Origin of the sequence: Nocardia sp. NPDC047654 (assembly GCF_043205035.1) — a bacterium.
Lineage (GTDB): Bacteria > Actinomycetota > Actinomycetes > Mycobacteriales > Mycobacteriaceae > Nocardia.
In genome coordinates this window covers 184,949-206,413 of record NZ_JBIDDF010000003.1, presented here as the reverse complement: position 1 = coordinate 206,413, position 21,465 = coordinate 184,949, and the positions used below count along the sequence as shown (strand labels likewise).

Below are 21,465 nucleotides of genomic sequence, written 5' to 3'. Positions count from 1 at the left end.
GTGGTCCTGCTGCCGGGTCCAGTCCAGGAAGTGCCGGTAGGAGCGCACGGCGGGCAGCGCGGCGGTATCCGCGTGCACGGCGTAGAGCATCAGCAGATCCCGCATGAGCAGCGGCATCGACCAGCCGTCGAGCAGGATGTGGTGGTTGGACACCACGAACTGCCAGCGGTCGGGCGCGACCTGGATCAGCGTGAAGCGGATCAGCGGCGGTGCGGCCAGGTCGAACCGCCGCATGCGGTCGGCCTCGATCAGGTCGTCGGCCGAACCGGATTCGATCCGGTCGTGCTCGGCCCACGCGACGCGCACGCTGTCCAGCACGATCTGCACCGGGTTGCCGTCGTGGTCGCTGACGAACGCGGTGCGCAGGTTCTCGTAGCGGTCCACCAAGGCCTGTGCGGCAGCGCGCAACCGGGCGGCGTCCACCCGGCCGGTGAGCGTCAGCACCGCCTGGGCGGTGTACACGTCCACCGAGCTCGCCGCGAGGCGGGCGTGGAACAGCAGACCGGCCTGCAGCGCCGACAGCGGCCAGACGTCGGCCAGTGTCGGGAAGCGCCGCTCCCAGACGTCGATATCCCTTTGCGTGCTGCGCACCAGCGTGAAGTCCGACGGAGTGTGCCCGCCCGCGCCCGCCGAATTGGCATGGCGCGCCACCGCTTCCAGCGCGGCGGTCCACAGCTCGCCGAACTCGCGCACATCGGCGGCCGACAGCAGGGTCGCCGGGTAGCCGATGTTGGCGGTCAGCTTGTCGCCGACCACGATCGCGTTGACGTCCAGCGGCGCCATCGCGGGCATGTCCGCGTCGTAGGCGCCGCCCAGCGCGCCGAGTTCCGGCGCGGGGATCCAGCCGAAGCCGCGCAGCGACTCCGGCACGTCACCCTCGGAGATCCGGCCGAGGTAGTTGAAGCTCACCTGGCCGGGCAGCTCGCGCGGCAGCTCGGCGGCGGTCTCGGCGTTCAGGTAGCGCAGCAAGCCGTAGCCGATGCCCTTGTCCGGCACCGAGAGCAGCTGCTCCTTGACCGCCTTGACGGCCGCGCCCAGCGCGGGCCCGCCGGTGAACGCGGCGTCGACATCGATGCCCGCCAGATCGAACCGGACCGGGTAGATCGCGGTGAACCAGCCGACGGTGCGCGACAGATCGGCACCCGCCACCACGTCTTCCTCGCGGCCGTGACCCTCCAGGCGGATCAGCAGCGAGTCCTCGCCCCGGGCGGCGACCCGTCGCGCCCGCCACTTCGCGGTGGCCAGCGCCAGCGCGGTGAGCAGACCGTCGTTCACGCCGCCGTGGAACAGCGCCGGAACGGTGGTGAGCAGGGCCTTCGTGACCTCGGCGGACACCTCGACCTGAAGTTTCTCGATGACGCCGGAAGTGTCGACGGCCGGATCCATCGGACGTTCGGTCAGCAGCGGATCGGGCGCGGCGACCACCGAACGCCAGTAGTCCAGCTCGGCCACCCGCTCGGGGCTGGCCGCCTCGCGCTCCAGCCCGTGCGCCCAGGCGCGCATCGAGGTGGCCGGAGCGACCAGCTCGGGCGTCTGCCCCGCGGTGCGCTGACCCCAGGCCGTCACGAAGTCCGGCACCAGGATGCGCCAGGAGACGCCGTCCACCACCAGGTGGTGAGCGACGACGATCAGGCGTCCGGCCCGTTCGGCGGAATCGGGTTCCAGCCAGACGAACCGGATGACCACGCCCGCGGCGGGATCGAGCCGGTCCAGCGACTCGTCCAGTGCGGCCGAGGCGATCGCGACCAACTCGGCATCGGTGGCGTTCGCGGCGAACTCGGTGCGGTCGATCAGCGCGTCCACCTCGACGGTGCCCGGCGCGGCGGTCTCGACGACCCAGTCGTCGCCGTCGCGGCGCAGGCTCGCGCGCAGCATGTCGTGCCGATCGATGACCGCGCCGACCGTCGCGGCGATGCCCGCCCGGTCGATGCCGACCGGCAGTTCCAGCGCCAGCGTCTGGTTGAACCGCCCGAACGAACCGCGCCGCTCCGCCATGAACCGCACCACCGGCGTCAACGGCATCGCGCCGATGCCGCCGCCGGGCGGCTCGGCCAGGGTGGTGGCCGACGCCTCGGCCGCCTCGGTGGTCTCGGCGACGGACGCCAGCCCGGCCACGGTGCGCTGCTCGAAGACGTGCCGCGGGGTGAACACCACGCCGCGCGCCTTGGCCCGCGAGACCAGCTGGATGGAGACGATGCTGTCGCCGCCGAGCGCGAAGAAGGAGTCGTCCACGCCGACCCGCTCCACGCCGAGCACCTCGGCGAACACCTCGGCGATGGTCTGCTCGACCGGGGTGCGGGCCGCGCGGAACACGACCTCGGTCGCGAACACCGGTTCCGGCAGCGCCTTGCGGTCCAGTTTGCCCACCGGGGTGAGCGGCACGTGGTCGATCACCATGATCGACGAGGGCACCATGTAGGCGGGCAGGCGATCCTCGACGTGCGCGGTCAGCGCGGCCACGTCGATCGAGTGTCCCTGCGCGGCGACGACGTACGACACCAGCGACACCGCGCCCGCGGCGCTCTTGTGGCCGACGGTGACCGCGAAGTCGACGGTCTCGTGCGAGGCCAGCGCTGCGTCGATCTCGCCGAGCTCGATGCGGAAACCGCGCACCTTCACCTGGAAGTCGGAGCGGCCTACGTATTCGACGACGAGCGAGTCGACTCCCCCAGCGGGCGCGGAGCCCGCGGAGTGCCCGACCCGGGTCCAGCGGACCACGTCACCGGTGCGGTACATCCGCGCGCCCGGCACGTACGGATTGGCGACGAACCGCTCCGCCGACAGTCCCGGCCGCGCGTGGTAGCCACGCGCCAGCTGGACGCCCGATAGATACAGCTCACCCGCGACACCCACTGGAACGGGCCGCAGCTGGGCGTCCAGGATCAGCGACTGCATGCCGCGGGTCGGGCCACCGATGGTGACCCGGTCGCCCGGCGCGAGCGCGTCGCTGATGTTGGTCATGATCGTGGTCTCGGTCGGGCCGTAGCCGTTGTGGAAGCGGCGGCCCGAACCGTCGGGCGCCCCACCCCACTTGGCGACCAGATCGGCGGGCACGGCTTCACCACCGGCCACGATCACCCGCATGCCGGCCAGCGCGGCCGAATCCAGCGAGGCGAGCACCGACGGGGTGATGAACGCGTGGGTGACCCGCTCGGCGCGGATCAGCTCGGACAGCTCCTCGCCGCCGTAGACGCCGGGCGGGCAGACCACCAGGGCGCCGCCGCGGCCGATCGCCAGCAGGAATTCCAGGATCGAGGCGTCGAAGCTGGGCGAGGCGAAATGCAGTGCGCGCGTGTCGGAATCGACGTCGTAGCGGGCGTTCTGCTCGTCGCGGAAGTTGGCAAGACCGGCGTGGGTGACCACGACGCCCTTGGGCACACCGGTGGAACCGGAGGTGTAGATGACGTACGCGGGATGCTCCGGCCGCACCGGGCGCACCCGGTCGGCGTCGGTGACCGGGGCGTCGTCGAATCCGTCGAGATCCAGTTCGTCGAGCACCAGCCATTCGACCGACTCGGGCAGCTCGGCGCGCACCGACGCCACGGTGAGACCGATCGGGGAGCCCGAATCGGTGACCATGTGCGCGATGCGGTCGGCCGGGTAGGCGGGGTCGATCGGCACGAACGCGCCGCCGGACTTGGACACCGCCCATTCGGCGAAGTACGACTCGTCCGAGCGCGGCACGGCGACCGCCACCAGGTCCTCGGTGCCGATGCCACGCTCGATCAGCAAGCGGGCCAGGCGGTTGGACCGCGCGTCCAGCTCGCCGTAGGACACACTTCTCCCCTGGAACACCACGGCGGGCGCCTCGGGATCGATGGCGGCGGCCTCGGCGATCAGGTCGGGCAGCGTCCGTGCGGGCGTAGCGGGCGCGCCGGTGCGCGCGACCAGGTCGGCCCGCTCGGCGGCGTCGAGCACGTCGATCGCGCCGACGGTGACCGACGCGTCGGCCGCCACCGCCGCGAGCACGCGTTCCCAGCGGTCCACGATGGCCGCCGCGGTGGACTCGTCGAACAGCTCGGTGGCGTAGGTGAGCGCCAAAGCCATGGCGCCAGAACCGGTGTCACCGCGTTCGGCGAGGGTGAATTGCAGGTCGAAGCGCGCGACGTTCTCTTCCAGGTCCAGCGCGGACACCGAAAGACCGGGCAGCTCCAGGGTGGTGCGCTCCAGGTTCTGGAACGCCAGCATCACCTGGAACAGCGGGTTGCGGGCCTGCGAGCGCTCCGGCGCGAGCAGTTCCACCAGCCGCTCGAACGGCACGTCGGCGTTGCCGTAGGCGTCCAGGTCGGTGCGGCGCACGCGGCCGAGCAGGTCGGCGAACGACTCTCCGGGATCGATGCCGGTCCGCAGCACGAGGGTGTTGACGAACATGCCGACCAGGTCGTCGAGCGCGGCCTCGCCACGGCCCGCGATCGGGGTGCCGACCGCGACGTCGTCGCTGCCGGACAGGCGCGACAGCAGCACCGCCAGCGCACCGTGCATCACCATGAACAGCGACGCGCCGCGCTGCCGCGCGACCTCCTCCAGCGCGGCGACCAGGTCGCCGGACAGCTCGCGGTGCAGCGTCGCGCCGCGGTGCGAGGCGACGGCCGGACGCGGGCGGTCGGTCGGTAGGGCCAGCTCGTCGGGGACGTCGTCGAGCGCGCGCCGCCAGTACGCGACCTGCTTCGCCAGCAGCGAGTCCGGATCCTCCTCGGAACCCAGGATCTCGCGCTGCCACACCGCGAAGTCGGCGTACTGCACCGCCAGCGGAGCCCAGCCGGGTGCGCTGCCGGTGCTGCGCGCGGTGTAGGCGGCCATCACGTCGCGGGTCAGCGGGCCCATCGAGAAGCCGTCGGCGGCGATGTGGTGCACCACCACGACGAGTACGTGCTCGTCCGGCCCGGCCGCGTACAGCCGGGTGCGCAGCGGAACCTCTTCGGCCACGTCGAATCCGGTGGTGACGAACTCGGTCACCGTCTCGATCAGCCGCTCCTGCCGCACCGGCACGGGGTGCAGATCCAGGACGATGTCCTCGGCGGGCACGATCACCTGGACCGGGGTGCCGCCGTGCTCGGGGTAGCGGGTGCGCAGCGATTCGTGCCTGCGCACCACGTCGGCGACCGCCAGGTGCAGCGCCTCGACGTCCAGCGCGCCGGTGAGCCGGATGGCGATCGGCAGGTTGTAGGCCGCCGAGGCGGTGTCGTACTTGTTCAGGAACCACATGCGCTGCTGCGCGAACGACAGCGGCACCAGTTCGCCCGCCGCACGCTCGCGCGCGACCAGCCGCTGTCTGGCGGCGCCGTCGGCGTGCGATTCCACCCGCGCGGCAAGCGCTTCCACGGTGGAGGCCTCGAACAGCGTGCGCACGGCGACGGTCGCGCCGAGCGCGGCGCCGATGCGCGCGACCACCCTGGTCGCGATCAGCGAGTTGCCACCCAGATCGAAGAAGTCGTCGTCCACGCCGACCCGCTCCAAGCCGAGCACGTCGGCGAACACCGCGGCCACGGTTTCCTGCACCGGGGTGACCGGCGCGCGGAAGGCGCGCGACTGCGCCGTCGGGGCGGGCAGCGCACGGCGGTCCAGCTTCCCGTTGACGGTCAGCGGGATCCACTCCAGCCGCACCACGGCCGAGGGCACCATGTAGGCGGGCAGCTGCTCGGCCGCGCCGTCGCGCACCGCGTCGAGCACCGGCTCGGCGCCGGGCTCGGACACCACGTAGGCGACGATCCGCTGATCGCCGGGCTGGTCCTCGCGCACGATGACCGCGGCCTGCGCGATACCGGGCTGGGCCAGGATCGCCGATTCGATCTCGCCGAGCTCGATGCGGAAGCCGCGCACCTTGACCTGGTCGTCGGCGCGGCCGAGGTATTCCAGCTCGCCGAACCGGTTCCAGCACGCCAGGTCGCCGGAGCGGTACAGTCGCCCGCCCGGCGCGTCGCCCATCGGGTCGGCGACGAAGCGGGTCGCCGACAGGTCGGGACGGCCGAGGTAGCCGCGAGCCAATTGCGGGCCCGCCACATACATCTCGCCCGCGACGCCGACCGGCACCGGACGCAGCCGGTTGTCGAGCACGTACACCCGCAGACCGGCGATGGCGCGGCCGACCACGCTGCCGGAGGCGGCGGCGATGGTCGCGGCGTCCAGCGCGCGGTAGGACACGTGCACCGTGGTCTCGGTGATGCCGTACATGTTGACCAGCAGCGGCCCGGCAGCGGACGCACCGGTGCCGTCGCCGTGGCGCGCCACCCAGTCCGACAGCCTGCGCAGTTCCAGCGCCTCGCCGCCGAACACCACGTAGCGCAGCGCCAGCGGCGCGGCGTCCGGCGTGGCGTTCCGGTCGGCCTCGGCCAGCTGGTAGAACGCGGACGGGGTCTGGTTGAGCACCGTGACGCGTTCGGCGCGCAGCAGTTCCAGGAACTGCTCCGGCGAGCGCGAGGTGTAGTAGTCGACCACCACGAGGGTGCCGCCGAACAGCAGCGGACCCCACAGCTCCCACACCGAGAAGTCGAACGCGTAGCTGTGGAACAGCGTCCAGACGTCGTCGGGCCCGAAACCGAAGTCACGGTCGGTGTTCGCGAACAAACGCACCACATTGCGGTGCGCGACCGCGACGCCCTTCGGGCGGCCGGTCGAGCCGGAGGTGTAGATCACGTACGCGACGTTGTCGGGGGTGAGCGCCGCGTTGCGGTCGGCGTCGGTGATCGGCGCGTCGTCGGCGTCCTCGATGTTGCCGGTCTCCACCGCGAACCCGTCCAGTACGACGGCGGGCAGCCCGGCGGGCACCTGGACCTGCACCGTGGAGTCGAGCACCACGCTGGTGGGCCGGGAGTCGGCGAGCACGTAGGCGATGCGCTCGGCCGGGTAGGTCGGGTCGACCGGGACGTAACCGGCGCCGGTCTTCACCACGGCCAGCAGCGCGACCACGAGGTCCAGCGACCGCGGCAGGATCACCGCGACCAGCGTCTCGGGCCCGGCGCCGTCGCTGATCAGCCTGCGCGCCAGCACATTCGCGCGCCGGTCCAGCTCGGCGTAGGTCAGCGTCTCCACGCCGAAGCGGGCCGCGATCCGGTTCGGGTGCGCGGCGACGGCCGCGTCGAACAACCCGACCAGCGTGAGGTCCGGATCGGCGAACGCGCCCGCGACGCTCTGGGCGCCGGAGGACACCCAGCGCTGCGACACGTCCAGCCGCTCGCCCTCGCCGAGCAGATCGATATCGCCGATGGCGACCCGCGGATCCTCGGCCACACCGCGCAGGATGCGCACGAAACGGTCGGCGAACGCGGCCACCGTCTCCGGGTCGAACAGTTCGGTGGCGTAGTTCCACGACAGCGTCAGCCCGCCCTCGGCGGACTCGCCGACGGTGAGCTGCGCGTCGAATTTCGATGTACCCGGGTCGAACTCGACGGCGGCGACGTCGAGGCCGCCGGGCAGCGCGACGGTGCCGAGATCGGCCGCCGAGGCGGCCTCGAAGGTCAGCGCGACCTGGAACAGCGGGTGGTGCGCCTGCGAGCGCACCGGGCTGAGCACATCGACCAGCCGCTCGAACGGCACGTCGGCGTTGGCGAAGGCGGCCAGATCGGTGCGGCGCACCTGGTCGAGCAACTCGTCGAAGCGAGCGCCCGGATCGACTTCGCTGCGCAGCACGAGCGTGTTGACGAACATGCCGACGACGTCGTCGAGCGCGCGTTCACCGCGGCCCGCGATCGGGGTGCCGATCGCGACATCGGTGCTGCCCGACAGCCGGCCCGCCCACACCGCCAGCGCGGCGTGCACCACCATGAACAGCGTCACGCCACGGGCGCGCGCCAGCTCCGACAGCGCTTCGTGCACTTGCGCGTCGACCGAGAAATCGTGCGTGCCACCGGCATTGGAGGCGCTCTCCGGCCGCGGCCGGTCGGCGGGCAGTTCGATCTGGTCGGGCAGGTCGCGCAGCTGTTCGGTCCAGTAGGCGATCTGCCGGGCCGCGACGGAATCCGCGTCGTCCTCGGCGCCGAGAACATCACGCTGCCACAGCGCGTAGTCGGCGTACTGCACCTCGAGCGGGGCCCAGGACGGCACCTCGCCGCGGGCGCGCTCGGTGTAGGCGAGCACGACATCGCGCAGCAGCGGCCGCAGCGAGAAGCCGTCCGCGCTGATGTGGTGCATGACCAGCACCGCCACGTGGTCGGTCGCCGACAACGCGAGCAGGCTCGCCCGGAACCCGATCTCGGCGGTCACGTCGAAACCGGCGCTCGCCAGCTCGACGATCCGCGCGGGCAGCTCGTCCGCCCCGACGGGTTCGGCGACCAGGTCGAACGCGACCTCGCTCACCGGCAGGACACGCTGGTAGCCGGTGCCCTCCACCTCGGGGTAGATCGTGCGCAGCGCCTCGTGCCGCGCGAGCACGTCGCCGATGGCCGCGCCGAGCGCGGCGATGTCCAGCTCGCCGGTCAGCCGCAGCGCGACCGGGATGTTGTTCACCGCGGTGCGGTTGTCGAACCGGTTGAGGAACCACATCCGCTGCTGCGCGAGCGAGAGCGGCACCAGCTCGGGGCGCTCCCGCGCGACCAGTGGCGTCCGGCCGCCCTCGCCGGCGGCCGATTCCACCTTCGCCGCCAGCGCGATCACGGTCGACGCCTCGAACAGCGCGCGCACCGGAACCTGGGTGTTCAGCGCCTCGCCGAGCCGCGCCGCCACCTGCGTGGCGACCAGCGAGTTGCCGCCCAGTTCGAAGAAGTCGTCGTCCAGGCCGACCCGCTCCACGCCGAGCACCTCGGCGAAGGTCTCGGCCACGATCTCCTGCACCGGCGTGGCGGGCGCGCGGAACACCTTGGCCTCGAAGACCGGGTCCGGCAGCGCCTTGCGGTCCAGCTTGCCGGAGGCGTTCAGCGGGAACTCGTCGAGCACCACGTAGGCCGCGGGCACCATGTACCCGGGCAGCCGCGCGCCGAGTTCGGCCTTGACCGATTCGACGTCGACCACCCGGTCCGGGTCGGTCACCAGGTACGCGACCAGCTGGTCACCGGTCCGCTCATCGGTGCGCACCACGACCACCGCCTGCGCCACCGACTCCAGTGCCGTCAGCGCCGACTCGATCTCGCCGAGCTCGATGCGCAGACCGCGCACCTTCACCTGGAAGTCGGTGCGGCCCAGGTACTCCAGTTCACCGTCTTCGGTCCAGGCCACCAGGTCGCCGGTGCGGTACATCCGCTCGGCGTCGCCGAACGGGTTGGCCACGAAACGCTCGGTGGTCAGGTCGGGGCGGCCGACATAGCCGTGCGCCAGCTGCGCGCCCGCGAGGTACAGCTCACCGGGCACGCCGACCGGAACCGGCCGCAGCCGCGAATCCAGCACGTACACCTGCGTGTTGAACACCGGGGCGCCGATCGGCACCGACACCGTGTCGTCCTCGGTCACCTCGTGGAAGGTGACGTCGACCGCGGCCTCGGTCGGGCCGTACAGGTTGTGCAACCGCGCGCCGGTCAGCTCGCGCAACCTCTGCGCGGTCACCGCGGGCAGCGCCTCACCGGAGGCGAACACGTTACGCAGGCTGACACATTCGGCCGCGCGCTCCTCGGCCACGAACACCGACAGCATCGACGGCACGAAGTGCACCGTGGTGACCTGCTCGTCGACGATCAGCCGCGCCAGGTACGCGGGATCGCGATGGCCGTCCGGCTTCGCCACCACCAACCGGGCACCGACCTGCAACGGCCAGAAGAACTCCCACACCGACACGTCGAACGTCGCGGGCGTCTTCTGCAACACCACATCGTAGGCCGCCAACCCGTATTCGGCGTGCATCCACACCAGGCGGTTGACGATCGCGGCGTGCGAGACCGCCACACCCTTCGGACGACCGGTCGAACCGGAGGTGAAGATCACGTACGCGGTGTTGGCCGGACGCAGCGGCTTGTGCCGGTCGGCGTCGGTCAGCGGGCCGTCGGCGAACTCCGACAGGTCGAGCTGATCGATGCGCACCTGCCTGGAGACGGTGGTCTCCAGGTCGGAGCCGGAGGTCAGCACACACACCGGGCGCGCGGTCTCCAGGATGTAGTCGATGCGCTCGGCCGGATGGTCCGGATCCAGCGGCACGTACGCGCCGCCCGCGGCGTTCACCGCGTACATGCCGACCACCAGGTCGATCGAGCGGCGCATGCCGAGGGCCACATACGATTCCGGCCCGACGCCGTTGATTTTGAGCCAGCGCGCCAACCGGTGCACCCGGCGGGCGAACTCGGCGTAGGACAGACTCGTCCCCTCGAACGTGACCGCAGGACTGTCCGGGGTGCGCGCGACCTGCGCCTCGAACAGCGAGACCAGCGTCGCGGCGGCGTCGCCGACCGGCGAGGTGAGCGCGGCGTCGACCGGGAACTCGGTGGCGTTCCACCGCTCGATCACCAAGGACCGCTCGGCGTCGTCCAGCAGATCGATATCGCCGACGGTGACCGACGGCTCGGCCGCGACCCCGCGCAGCACCCGCACGAAACGCTCGGCGAAAGTGCCGGCGAACACGCCGTCGAACAGATCGGTGGCGTAGACGAGTTCGGCGTCCATCGCCGCCTCGCCGCCGGGGACCTCGCTGAGCGTGAGCTGGAGGTCGAACTTCGCCGTCGGCTGGTCGATGCCCAGCTCGGAGACGGTGAGCCCGGGCAGCTCCAGCGCGGTGCGGCCGAGGTTCTGGAACGACAGCATCACCTGGAACAGCGGGTGGCGCGCCTGCGAGCGGGCCGGGTTGAGCACCTCGACCAGCCGCTCGAACGGCACGTCGGCGTGCGCGAACGCCTGCAGGTCGCGCTCGCGGACCCGGGCGAGCAGGTCGGCGAACGACTCGGCGGTGTCCACCTGTGCGCGCAGCACCAGGGTGTTGACGAACATGCCGACCAGATCGTCGAGCGCCTGCTCACCGCGACCGGCGACCGGGATGCCGACGGCGATGTCGTCGGAGCCGCTCAACCGTGCGAGCAGTGCGGCGAAGGCGCTGTGCACCACCATGAACAGCGTGCCGCCGTGCGTGTGCGCGACCCGGTTCAGGTCCTCGATGAGATCGCCCGGCACACGGAACCGGTAGGTGCCCGCGCCGTAGGAGGCGACGGCGGGCCGCGGACGACCGGCCAGGCGCAGTTCGTCGGGCAGACCGGCCAGCGTCTCGCGCCAGTAGTCGAGCTGCTCGGAGATCAGCGAGGTCGGGTCGTCCTCGGAGCCCAGCGTGTCGCGCTGCCACAGCGCGAAGTCCACGTACTGGACCGCCAGCGGCGGCCAGCCCGGCTGGGCCGCGGAGGTGCGCGCCACGTAGGCGGTCATCAGGTCGCGCACCAGCGGCCGCATGGAGAAGCCGTCGGCCGCGATGTGGTGCACCACGACGACCAGGACGTAGTCGTCCGGACCGAGCCGGTAGGCGCGCAGGCGCACCGGCGGCTGGCTGGTCACGTCGAAGCCGCGCTCGACGAATTCGTAGAGCACGCCGAGCAACTGCCCCTCGGCCACCTCGACCACGTCCAGCTCGGGGATGGCCCGGCCCGCGTTGAGCACCCGCTGGTAGGCCACGCCGTCACGCGACGGATAGATCGTGCGCAGCGATTCGTGTCGCGCGACCACGTCGGCGATCGCGCCGCGCAGCGCGTCCAGATCCAGCGCGCCTTCCAGCCGCACCGCGGCCGGGATGTTATAGGTGGCGGAGGCTGCGCCCGATGTGGTCGCTGCGCTCCCGATATCGAAGCGATTGAGGAACCACATGCGCTGCTGCGCGAGCGACAGCGGCGGGTGCTCGGGACGCACCTGTGCCGTGAGCGCTTGGCGCGCACCGCTTCCGGCGTGCGACTCGACCCGGGCGGCCAGCGTGGCCACGGTCGGAGCCTCGAACAGCACGCGCACGCCGACCTCGGTGTTCAGCGCCGCGCTGAGGCGGGCGACCACCTGGGTGGCCACCAGCGAGTTGCCGCCGAGTTCGAAGAAGTCGTCGTCCACGCCGACGCGCGGCACGCCGAGCAGGCCGGCGAAGATCTCCGCGACGATCTCCTCGATCGGCGTCGACGGCGCGCGGAAGATCCTGGCCTCGAACACCGGGGCGGGCAGCGCCCTGCGATCCAGCTTGCCGGAGGCGTTGACCGGGAAAGCGTCCAGCACGACCAGCGCGGCCGGGATCATGTAGCCCGGCAGTGCCGTGGCGAGCGCGGCCTTCACCTCGTCGATGTCGACGGCCACATACGGTTCGCAAACCAGGTAGCCCACCAGCTGATCGCCGGCGTGCGCGTCGGAGCGCAGCACGACCACCGACTGCGCGATCCCGGGCTGCGCCAGCAGCGCGGCCTCGATCTCGCCCAGCTCGATGCGCAGGCCGCGCAGCTTCACCTGGAAGTCGGTGCGGCCGAGATACTCGAGCTCACCGGCAGTGCCGGATCCGGCGCTCGCGCCGGTGGTCCAGGCCACCAGGTCGCCGGTGCGGTACATCCGGTCGCCCGGGGCGCCGTAGGGGTTGGCCACGAACCGGTCGGCGGTCAGGTCGGAGCGACCCAGGTAGCCGAGCGCCAGTTGCTCCCCCGCGAGATACAGCTCACCCGCGACACCCGGCGCGACCGGGTGCAGGCGGCTGTCGAGCACGAAGACGCGGGTGTTCCACACCGGGCGTCCGATCGGCACCGACACCGTGTCGGCTTCGGTCGCCTCGTGGTACGTCACGTCGACGGCGGCCTCGGTCGGGCCGTACAGGTTGTGTAGCCGGGCGCCGGTCAGCTCGCGCAAACGCTGTGCGGTCTGCGCGGGCAGCGCCTCACCGGAGGCGAAGACCTGCCGCAGCCGCGGCACGGGCAGCCCGTCGCCGTTCTCGTTGCCCAATGTGGAAACGAAGACCGAGAGCATCGACGGCACGAAATGCGCCGTGGTGATCTGCTCGTCGGCGATGATCCGGGACAGGTACACCGGGTCGCGATGCCCGTCCGGCTTCGCGACGACCAGCCTGGCCCCGGTCTGCAGCGGCCAGAAGAACTCCCACACCGACACGTCGAAGGTGGCGGGCGTCTTCTGCAGCACCGCGTCCTCGCGGCCGATCGGGTACTCGTGCTGCATCCACAGCAGCCGGTTGACGATCGCGGCGTGGCTGACCGCCACACCCTTCGGGCGACCGGTGGAACCCGACGTGAAGATCACGTACGCGGTGTTCTCCGGCCGCAGCGGGCGGGTGCGTTCGGCGTCGGTGATCGGCGCGCCGCTGGTCGCGGCGAAACCGGGCACGCCCTCGATGCCCTCCACCGACAGCGCGGTGACCTCCGGCTGCGGGTCCAGGCCGAAGCCGTCCGCCGAGCGGTAGAGGATCATCCGCGGACGCGCGGTCTCGACGATGTAGTTGACTCGGTCGGCGGGCTGATCCGGGTCCAGCGGCAGGTAGGCCGCGCCGGTCTGCACCACCGCGTACATCGCGACGACCAGTTCGGTGGAACGCCGCAGCGCCAGCGCCACCAGCGATTCCGGGCCGACGCCCGCGCCGATCAGCTGCCGGGCGATGCGGTTGGCCCGTTCCTGGAACTGGCGGTAGGTCAGCCGCTCGCCCTCGAAGTCCAACGCGATCGCGTCGGGCGTGGCCGCCGCCTGCGCGTCGAACAGCGAGACCAGCGTCGCGTGCTGGTCCACCGGGTGCCCGGTGTCGTTCCAATCGACCAGCACCCGCGCGCGTTCGTCGGACGCGAGCAGATCGATGTCGCCGATCGGCGCCTCCGGGTCGGCGGTCACGGCCGCGAGGATGCGGTCAAGGCGGCGGGCGAACGCCGCGACGGTCGGCTCGTCGAAAAGGTCCAGCGCGTAGGAGAACTCGGCCGACATGCCCGCCGAGTCGCCCTGTTCGTCCTGGGTCTCCGAGAGGGTCAGCTGCAGGTCGAACTTGGCCAGGCGGGCGTCGTAGTCGATGCCGTTGACCGAGAGGCCGGGCAGCTCGAGATTGGCCTGCCGGGTGTTCTGGAAGGTCAGCATCACCTGGAACAGCGGGTGACGCGCCTGCGAACGGGCCGGGTTGAGCACCTCGACCAGCCGCTCGAACGGCACGTCGGCGTGCGCGAACGCGTGCAGGTCGGTCTCGCGGGCGTGGGCGAGCAGATCGGCGAAGCTCGTCGCGCCGTCCACCTCGGTGCGCAGCACGAGGGTGTTGACGAACATGCCGATCAGGTCGTCCAGCGCGGCCTCGCCGCGACCGGCGACCGGGGTGCCGATCGCGATGTCGCTGGTGCCGCTGGCCCGGGCCAGCAACACCGCCAGTGCGCTGTGCAGGACCATGAACAACGACGCGTTGTGCCTGCGGCCCAGCTCGATCAGGGCGCGCTGGGTCTCGCCGGAGATCACGAACGGGTAGGTGCCGCCGCGGTAGGAGGCGACGGCCGGGCGCGGCCGGTCCGAGGGCAGCGTCAATTCGTCGGGCAGATCGGCCAGTTCGCGCGTCCAATAACGGATCTGGTTGGAGATCAGCGAACTCGGGTCGTCCTCGGAACCGAGCACCTCGCGCTGCCACAGCGCGTAGTCGGCGTACTGCACCGGCAGCGCCGACCAGGCCGGCGCCTCCCACGACGTGCGGGCGGCGTAGGCCACCATGACGTCGCGGGCCAGCGGGCCCATCGACCAGCCGTCGGCCGAGATGTGGTGCACCACCATGCCGAGCACGTACTCGGTCTCGCTGATCTCGAACAGCCGGGCGTGCAACGGCACTTCGTTGGTCACGTCGAACGCCATCGAGGCCAGCTCGACCAGGTGATCGATCAGATTGTGCTCGGTCACCGGCACCGGGGTCAGGTCCGGCACGATCTGCGCGGCGTCCAGCACCACCTGCACCGGGCCGGACTTGGTCTCCGGGAACACCGTTCGCAGCGACTCGTGCCGGTCGATCACATCGATGACCGCCACCTGCAACGCGGCGATGTCCAGATCACCGGACAGCCGGATCGCGACCGGGATGTTGTTGACCGCCGAGGAGGTGTCGAACCGGTTCAGGAACCACATGCGCTGCTGTGCCAGCGACAACGGCACCTGCTCCGGACGGTTCCTGGCGACCAGCGCCTTGCGCGCGCCGTCACCGGCGTGCGACTCCACCCGCGCGGCCAGCGCCGCGACGGTGGACGCCTCGAACAGCATGCGCACGGGCACCCTGGTGTCGAGCGCGATGCCGAGGCGGGAGGCGACCTGGGTGGCGATCAGCGAGTTGCCGCCGAGTTCGAAGAAGTCGTCGTCCACGCCGACGCGGGAGATGCCGAGCACCTCACCGAAGATCTGCGCGACGATCTCCTCGATCGGCGTGGTCGGAGCGCGGAATTCGCGCACCTCGAACACCGGGGCGGGCAGCGCCTTGCGGTCCAGCTTGCCGGAGGCGTTCAGCGGCAACGCCTCGAGCACCACGATCGCCGAGGGCACCATGTACGCGGGCAGCGTGCGGTGCAGGGCGTTCTTGATGTTGTCGATGTCGACCGGGCCACCGGTGCTGACCACATAGGCGACCAGCTGGTCGCCCGCGACGGTGTCCATCACCAGCACGACGGCCTGGTTGACGGCCGGGTGGTCCAGCAGTGCTGTCTCGATCTCGCCGAGTTCGATGCGCTGGCCGCGGAATTTCACCTGGAAGTCGGTGCGGCCGATGTACTCCAGCACGCCCGCGCTGCCCACCTCGGGATCGCGCGGCTGCACCCAGCGCACCAGGTCGCCGGTGCGGTACAGGCGGGAGCCGGGCGCGCCGAACGGGTCGGCGACGAAGCGTTCGGCGGACAGGTCGGGGCGGCCGTGGTAGCCGCGGGCGGTCTGCACGCCGCCGAGGTACAGCTCGCCGGGCACACCGACCGGAACGGGCGCGAGGCCCTCGTCCAGCACATAGGTCTGCGCGTTCCACACCGGGCGGCCGATCGGTACCGACGTGGGCGCGACCTCGTTGAGGTGCCAGGCGGTGGCGTGCACGGTGAACTCGGTGGGGCCGTACAGGTTGTGCACCGCGGCGGTGGAGAACTGCCGGAACGCGGTGACGGTCGCGGGCGGCAGCGCCTCACCGGCGACGAGAACCGCTCGCAGCGAGGCGCATTCGGCCGTGGACGCGGCACCGGCGAACACCGAGAGCATGGACGGCACGAACGAGGTCATGGTGACCCGGTGCCGTCCGATGATCTCCGAGAGGTAGATCGGATCGCGGTGGCCGTCGGGCGCGGCGATCAGCATGCGGGCGCCGACGGCCAGCGTGCCGAACAGCTCCCACACCGACACGTCGAAGGTGACCGGCGTCTTCTGCAGGATCACATCGGCGGGGCCGATCCGGTACTCGCCGGTGATCCAGGCGATCTGGTTGACCACCGACGCGTGGCTGACCGCGACGCCCTTGGGGCGGCCGGTGGAGCCGGAGGTGTACAGCACGTACGCGGTGTTGGTGGCACGCAGCGGCGCTCGGCGCTCGGCGTCGGTGACGGGTCCGTCGCCGAATTCGCTCAGGTCGAGCGTGTCCAGCGTCAGCACCGGGATGCCCGCGGCGGTGACGTTGTCGGCGGTGGTGGTGAGCACGCACACCGGCGAAGAGCTGTCGAGCACGTATTCGGTGCGCTCGGCCGGGTGGTCGGGATCGATCGGCACGTAGCCGCCGCCCGCGGTCAGCGTGGCGTAGATCGCCACCAGCATGTCCACCGACCGGCGGATACCGACGGCGACCAGCGTTTCCGGGCCGACGCCCGCGTCGATCAGCTTGCGCGCCAAGCGATTGACCCGCGTGGCGAACTCGGCGTAGGTGAGCTCGACCGGCAGGCCGAATTCGTCCGCGCCGCGCGAGCCGCCGTCGAACACGACGGCGGGGTCGTCGGGCCTGCCCCGCACCTGCTCCTCGAACAGCTCGAGCACGGTGGTGGCGGGCACGTCGTGACCGGTGTGGTTCCACTCGGTCAGCACCCGGGCGCGCTCGGCGTCGTCGAGGATCTCGATGTCGCGCACGGCGGTTCCCGGCGCGGCGACGGCCGCTTCCAGCACGCGCTGGTAGCGGCGGCCGAACTCGGCGACGGTCGGCGCGTCGAACAGGTCCGTGGCGAAGGAGATGACCGCGCCCATGCCCGCGGGCTCGCCGTCGGCGCCCCGCTCCTCGGTGACCGTCCACTGTAGGTCGAACTTGGCGATGTCGACCTCGAGCTCGTCGGCGGTGACCGAGAGGCCGGGCAGTTCCAGGGTCGCGTGCGACATCTCCTGGAACGACAGCATCACCTGGAACAGCGGGTGGCGCGCCTGCGAGCGGGTCGGGTTGAGCACCTCGACCAGGCGCTCGAAGGGCACGTCCGCGAACGCGAACGCGGCGAGGTCGGTTTCCCTGGTGCGGCCGAGGAATTCGGCGAACGGCTCGCTGCCGTCCACCTCCGAACGCAGCACGAGGGTGTTGACGAACATGCCGATCAGGTCGTCGAGGGCCTGCTCGCCACGTCCGGCGACCGGCGTGCCGATCGCGATGTCGCTGGTGCCGGACAACCTGGCCAGCAGCACCGCCAGCGAGGCGTGCATGACCATGAACAGGCTGACGCCCTGGGCGCGCGCCAGCGCGACCAGACGCCGGTGCAACTCGACGTCGATGTCGAAGCTCACCCGGCTGCCGTGGAAGCTCTGCACCGGCGGGCGCGGGCGGTCCGCGGGCAGGTCGAGCTGATCCGGCAGGCCCGCCAGAGCCCTGCGCCAGTAGGCGATCTCGCGTGCCGCCATCGACGCGGGGTCGGACTCCGCGCCGAGCAACTCGCGCTGCCACACGCTGAAGTCCTGGTACTGCACCGGCAGCGGCGCCCAGCTCGGCGCCTCGCCCGCGGTGCGGGACAGGTAGGCGGCGGCCACGTCGCGGGCCAGCGGGCCGAAGGAGAAGCCGTCGGCGGCGATGTGGTGCACGACGAACGCCACCGCGTAGTCGGCGACGCCGTTGCCGCGCCCGCCGGTGACCGCGAACACCCGCACCCGGATCGGCAGCTCGGTCGAGACGTCGAAGCCGCGCGCGGCGAATTCGGCCAGCGCGCCGTGCAATTCGGTCTCGTCGATCGGCTGCACCTCGATGCCGAGATCGACCTGGTCGACCGGGAGCACCTGCTGGTAGCCGCCGCCGTCGCCGGACTCGGGGAAGATCGTGCGCAGCGACTGCTGCCGCTCGACCACGTCCAGCAGCGCCGACTGCAACGCCGCCAGGTCCACCTGGCCGCGCAACCGCACCACGAACGGCAGGTTGTAGGTCGGCACGGTGGGGTCGAACTGGTTGATGAACCACATGCGCTGCTGCGCCAGCGACAGCGGCACCCGCTCGGGGAGCTGCTGGGCCACCAGCGGCGGACGCGATTCGCCTACGGGAGCGGCGTTCTCCGCACGCGCGGCGATACCGGCGACGGTCGGGGTCTCGAACAGCGCGCGCACGCCGATCTGGGTGCCGAACGCGGCGCCGATGCGCGCCACCACCTGGGTGGCGACCAGCGAGTTGCCGCCCAGCTCGAAGAAGTTGTCGTCGATGCCGATGCGCTCCTGGCTGAGCACGTCGGCGAAGATGCCCGCCACGATCTGCTCGGCCTGGGTGCGCGGGGCACGGAAATCACCGGCGTCGGCGCTGAACACCGGCTCCGGCAGGGCCTTGCGGTCCAGCTTGCCGCTGGTGTTCAGCGGGAAGGCGTCCAACACCATGATCGACGCGGGCACCATGTAGCTGGGCAGCTTCTCGGCGGCGAACCTGGTCAGCTCCACCGGTTCCACGGTGTGGCCGGGCGCGGGAACGACGTAGGCCACCAGCTGCTGGCCGGTGGCGGTGTCCACCACCAGCACCACGGCCTGGCTGACCGCGGGATGGGCGAGCAGATCGGTCTCGATCTCGCCCAACTCGATGCGCTGGCCGCGGAACTTCACCTGGAAGTCGGTGCGGCCGATGTATTCCAGCGTGCCCGCGTCGTTCCAGCGCACCAGGTCGCCGGTGCGGTACATCCGCTCGCCGCTGGTCGACAGCGGATTGGCCACGAAGCGATCCGACGTCAGGTCGGGACGGCCGCGGTAGCCGCGGGCGAGCTGGCGCCCGCCCAGGTACAGCTCACCCGGCGCGCCGATCGCGGCCGGGCGCAGCCGCGAATCCAGCACGTACACCTGGACGTTCCACTCCGGGATGCCGATCGGCACGGTGACCGTGTCGGCGGCCGTGGCCTCCCAGTAGGTCACCGAGACCGCGGCCTCGGTGGGGCCGTACAGGTTGTGCAGGCCCGCGTCGGTGATCGCGCGGAAACCCGCGGCGGTCTCCGGCGGCAGTGCCTCGCCGATCACGAAAACCGCACGCAGCGTGGCACATTGGGCCTGCGTGGCGTGCGCGACGAATACCGTGAGCATGGACGGGACGAAGTCGGTCACGGTGACTCCGTGCCGGGAGATCATCTCCGCCACGTACAGCGGGTCGCGATGCCCGTCCGGCGACGCGATGACCAGCTTCGCGCCCACCAGCAGCGGCAGGAAGTAGCCCCACAGCGACACGTCGAACGTGGTCGCGGTCTTCTGCAGGTACACGTCCGCCGCGGTCAGCCGGTACTCGTCGAGCATCCACAGCTGCTGGTTGACGATCGCGTGATGGGTGACCGCCACGCCCTTGGGGCGACCGGTCGAACCCGAGGTGTAGATGACGTAGGCGGTGTTGTCCGGCCGCAGCGGCGCGAGCCGGTCGGCGTCGGTGACCGGGTCCGGCGCGTACGCCGAGGTGTCCAGGGTGTCGATCTCTACCCGGCGCACCGCCTGCGGCAGTTCCAGCTCGTCGGCCGAGTGCGTCAGCACGCACACCGGCGCGGCGCTGTCGAGGATGTAGGCGGTGCGCTCGGCCGGATGATCCGGATCGATCGGCACGTACGCGCCACCGGCCTTCAGCACCGCGTGCATGCCGATCACCAGCTCCAGCGAGCGGCGCATGCCCAGCGCGACCAGCGACTCCGGGCCGACGCCGTCGGCGATCAGGAAGCGGGCCAGACGGTTTACCCGGGCGTCGAACTCCGCATATGTCAGCGTCGCGCCCTCGAAGTCGAGCGCGATGTTGTCCGGGGTCAGCGGGATCTGCGCGTCCAGCAGCGCCGCGAGCGTGGTCTCCGGGACGTCCTGCTCGGAGTCGTTCCACTCCAGCAGCGTCCGCTCGTGTTCGTCCGCGGTGGCGACCGGCAGGCTCCACACCCGCTCGTCCACGTCCGCCGTGAGGAAGCGGTCGAAGAACTCGAGGAAACGGCCGTGGTGACGGCGCGCCTCGTCCTCGGTGTAGAGGTTGGGGTTGGTCTCGAAGTCGATGTGCGAGCGGGTGCCCGCGACCGACTGGTAGAAGTTGACGCCCAGATCTTCGATGCTGCCGGTGGACAGCACGTGCATCTGACCAACGACCGACCCGAGCGCGATCTCGTCACCGAACAGCATGATGTTGACCCACGGCCCGAAGAACTCGGTGGTCACCACGCCGTCACCGGCCGCGTCGCGGCGGATGTCCTCGTGCCGGTAGCGCTGGTGGCGCAGCGCGCCGGAGACCTCGACCTGGACCTGCTTGAGCAGCTCCGACACCGTGGTGCCGTGGCCGACGTGCAGCCGCAGCGGCACGATGTTCGACGACACACCGCCGGAGCGGCGCATCGCGGCGGTGGTACGCGCGGTCACCGGCAGGCTGAGGATGACGTCCTCGACGCCGTTCCACTGCGCCAGGTACGCGGCGAAACCGGCCAGCAGCAGACCGGCGGGCGACGAATCGTGCCGCGCGACCGCCGCTTCCAGCTGGACGTTCTGCTCGTCCGACAACGCGGCGCTGGCGATCCCGTTGATCGCGGCCGGCGGCGCGGAACGGCCGGTCAGGCTGGTGCCTTCCTCCAGCCCGGCCACCCGCTGGGCCCAGTACTCCTTGTCGGAGGCGAAGCGGGTGCTGTCCCGGTAGGCGATCTCCTGCTCGTAGAGCGTGGGCAGATCGGTCGCTTTGGACGGCGCGGGTTCGGCGCCGGTGGCGTAGGCGGTGTACAGCTCGGCGATCCGGTTGACGTTCGTCATGGCGCCGAAGCCGTCGAGCGCGATGTGGTGCGAGCGGGAGTACCAGTACCAGTGATCGTCGGCCAGGCGCAGCGCCGCGGCCTTGATCAGGCGGTCGGTGGTCAGGTCCAGCGGGCGGCTGTACTCGGCGCGCATCCAGGCCAGCGCGGCGGCTTCCGGGTCGTCCTCGTCGCGCAGGTCGACGTACTCGACCCGGTCGTAGTCGGCGATCGAGTGGTCGACGAACTGCAACGGCTCGCCGTCGCGCTCGACGATGCGCAGGAAGCCGGAGCCGAGCTCATGCGAGGCATCGATGCTGGCCCGGTTGAGCAGCTCGACGTCCAGCTCGCCGCGCAGGTCGACATACTGCGCGATGTTGACCGGCACCTGCGGGTCCACATGCTGCGCGTACCAGATGCCCAGCTGAGCAGGTGACAACGGGAAGGCGCCGGACAGGCCGGGTTCCACCCCGGAACCAGCGTGTGCCCGTTCGCCACCAGTTTCGCCGTTTCCGCCGAAATCCAGCCGGTCCAA

Annotated in this window: 1 protein-coding gene (running past one end of the window); it reads right to left on the bottom strand. The window is 71.1% G+C overall.

What is annotated here, in order from left to right; genetic code table 11:
* Nucleotides 1-21,465, bottom strand: the start of a protein-coding gene (locus ACGF7Y_RS14245; protein WP_393233450.1) for a non-ribosomal peptide synthase/polyketide synthase. Its footprint begins 22,434 nt before the window's first position; the window shows 21,465 of its 43,899 coding nt (coding positions 1-21,465); it begins with the start codon at nt 21,463-21,465; its stop codon lies off the left edge, out of view.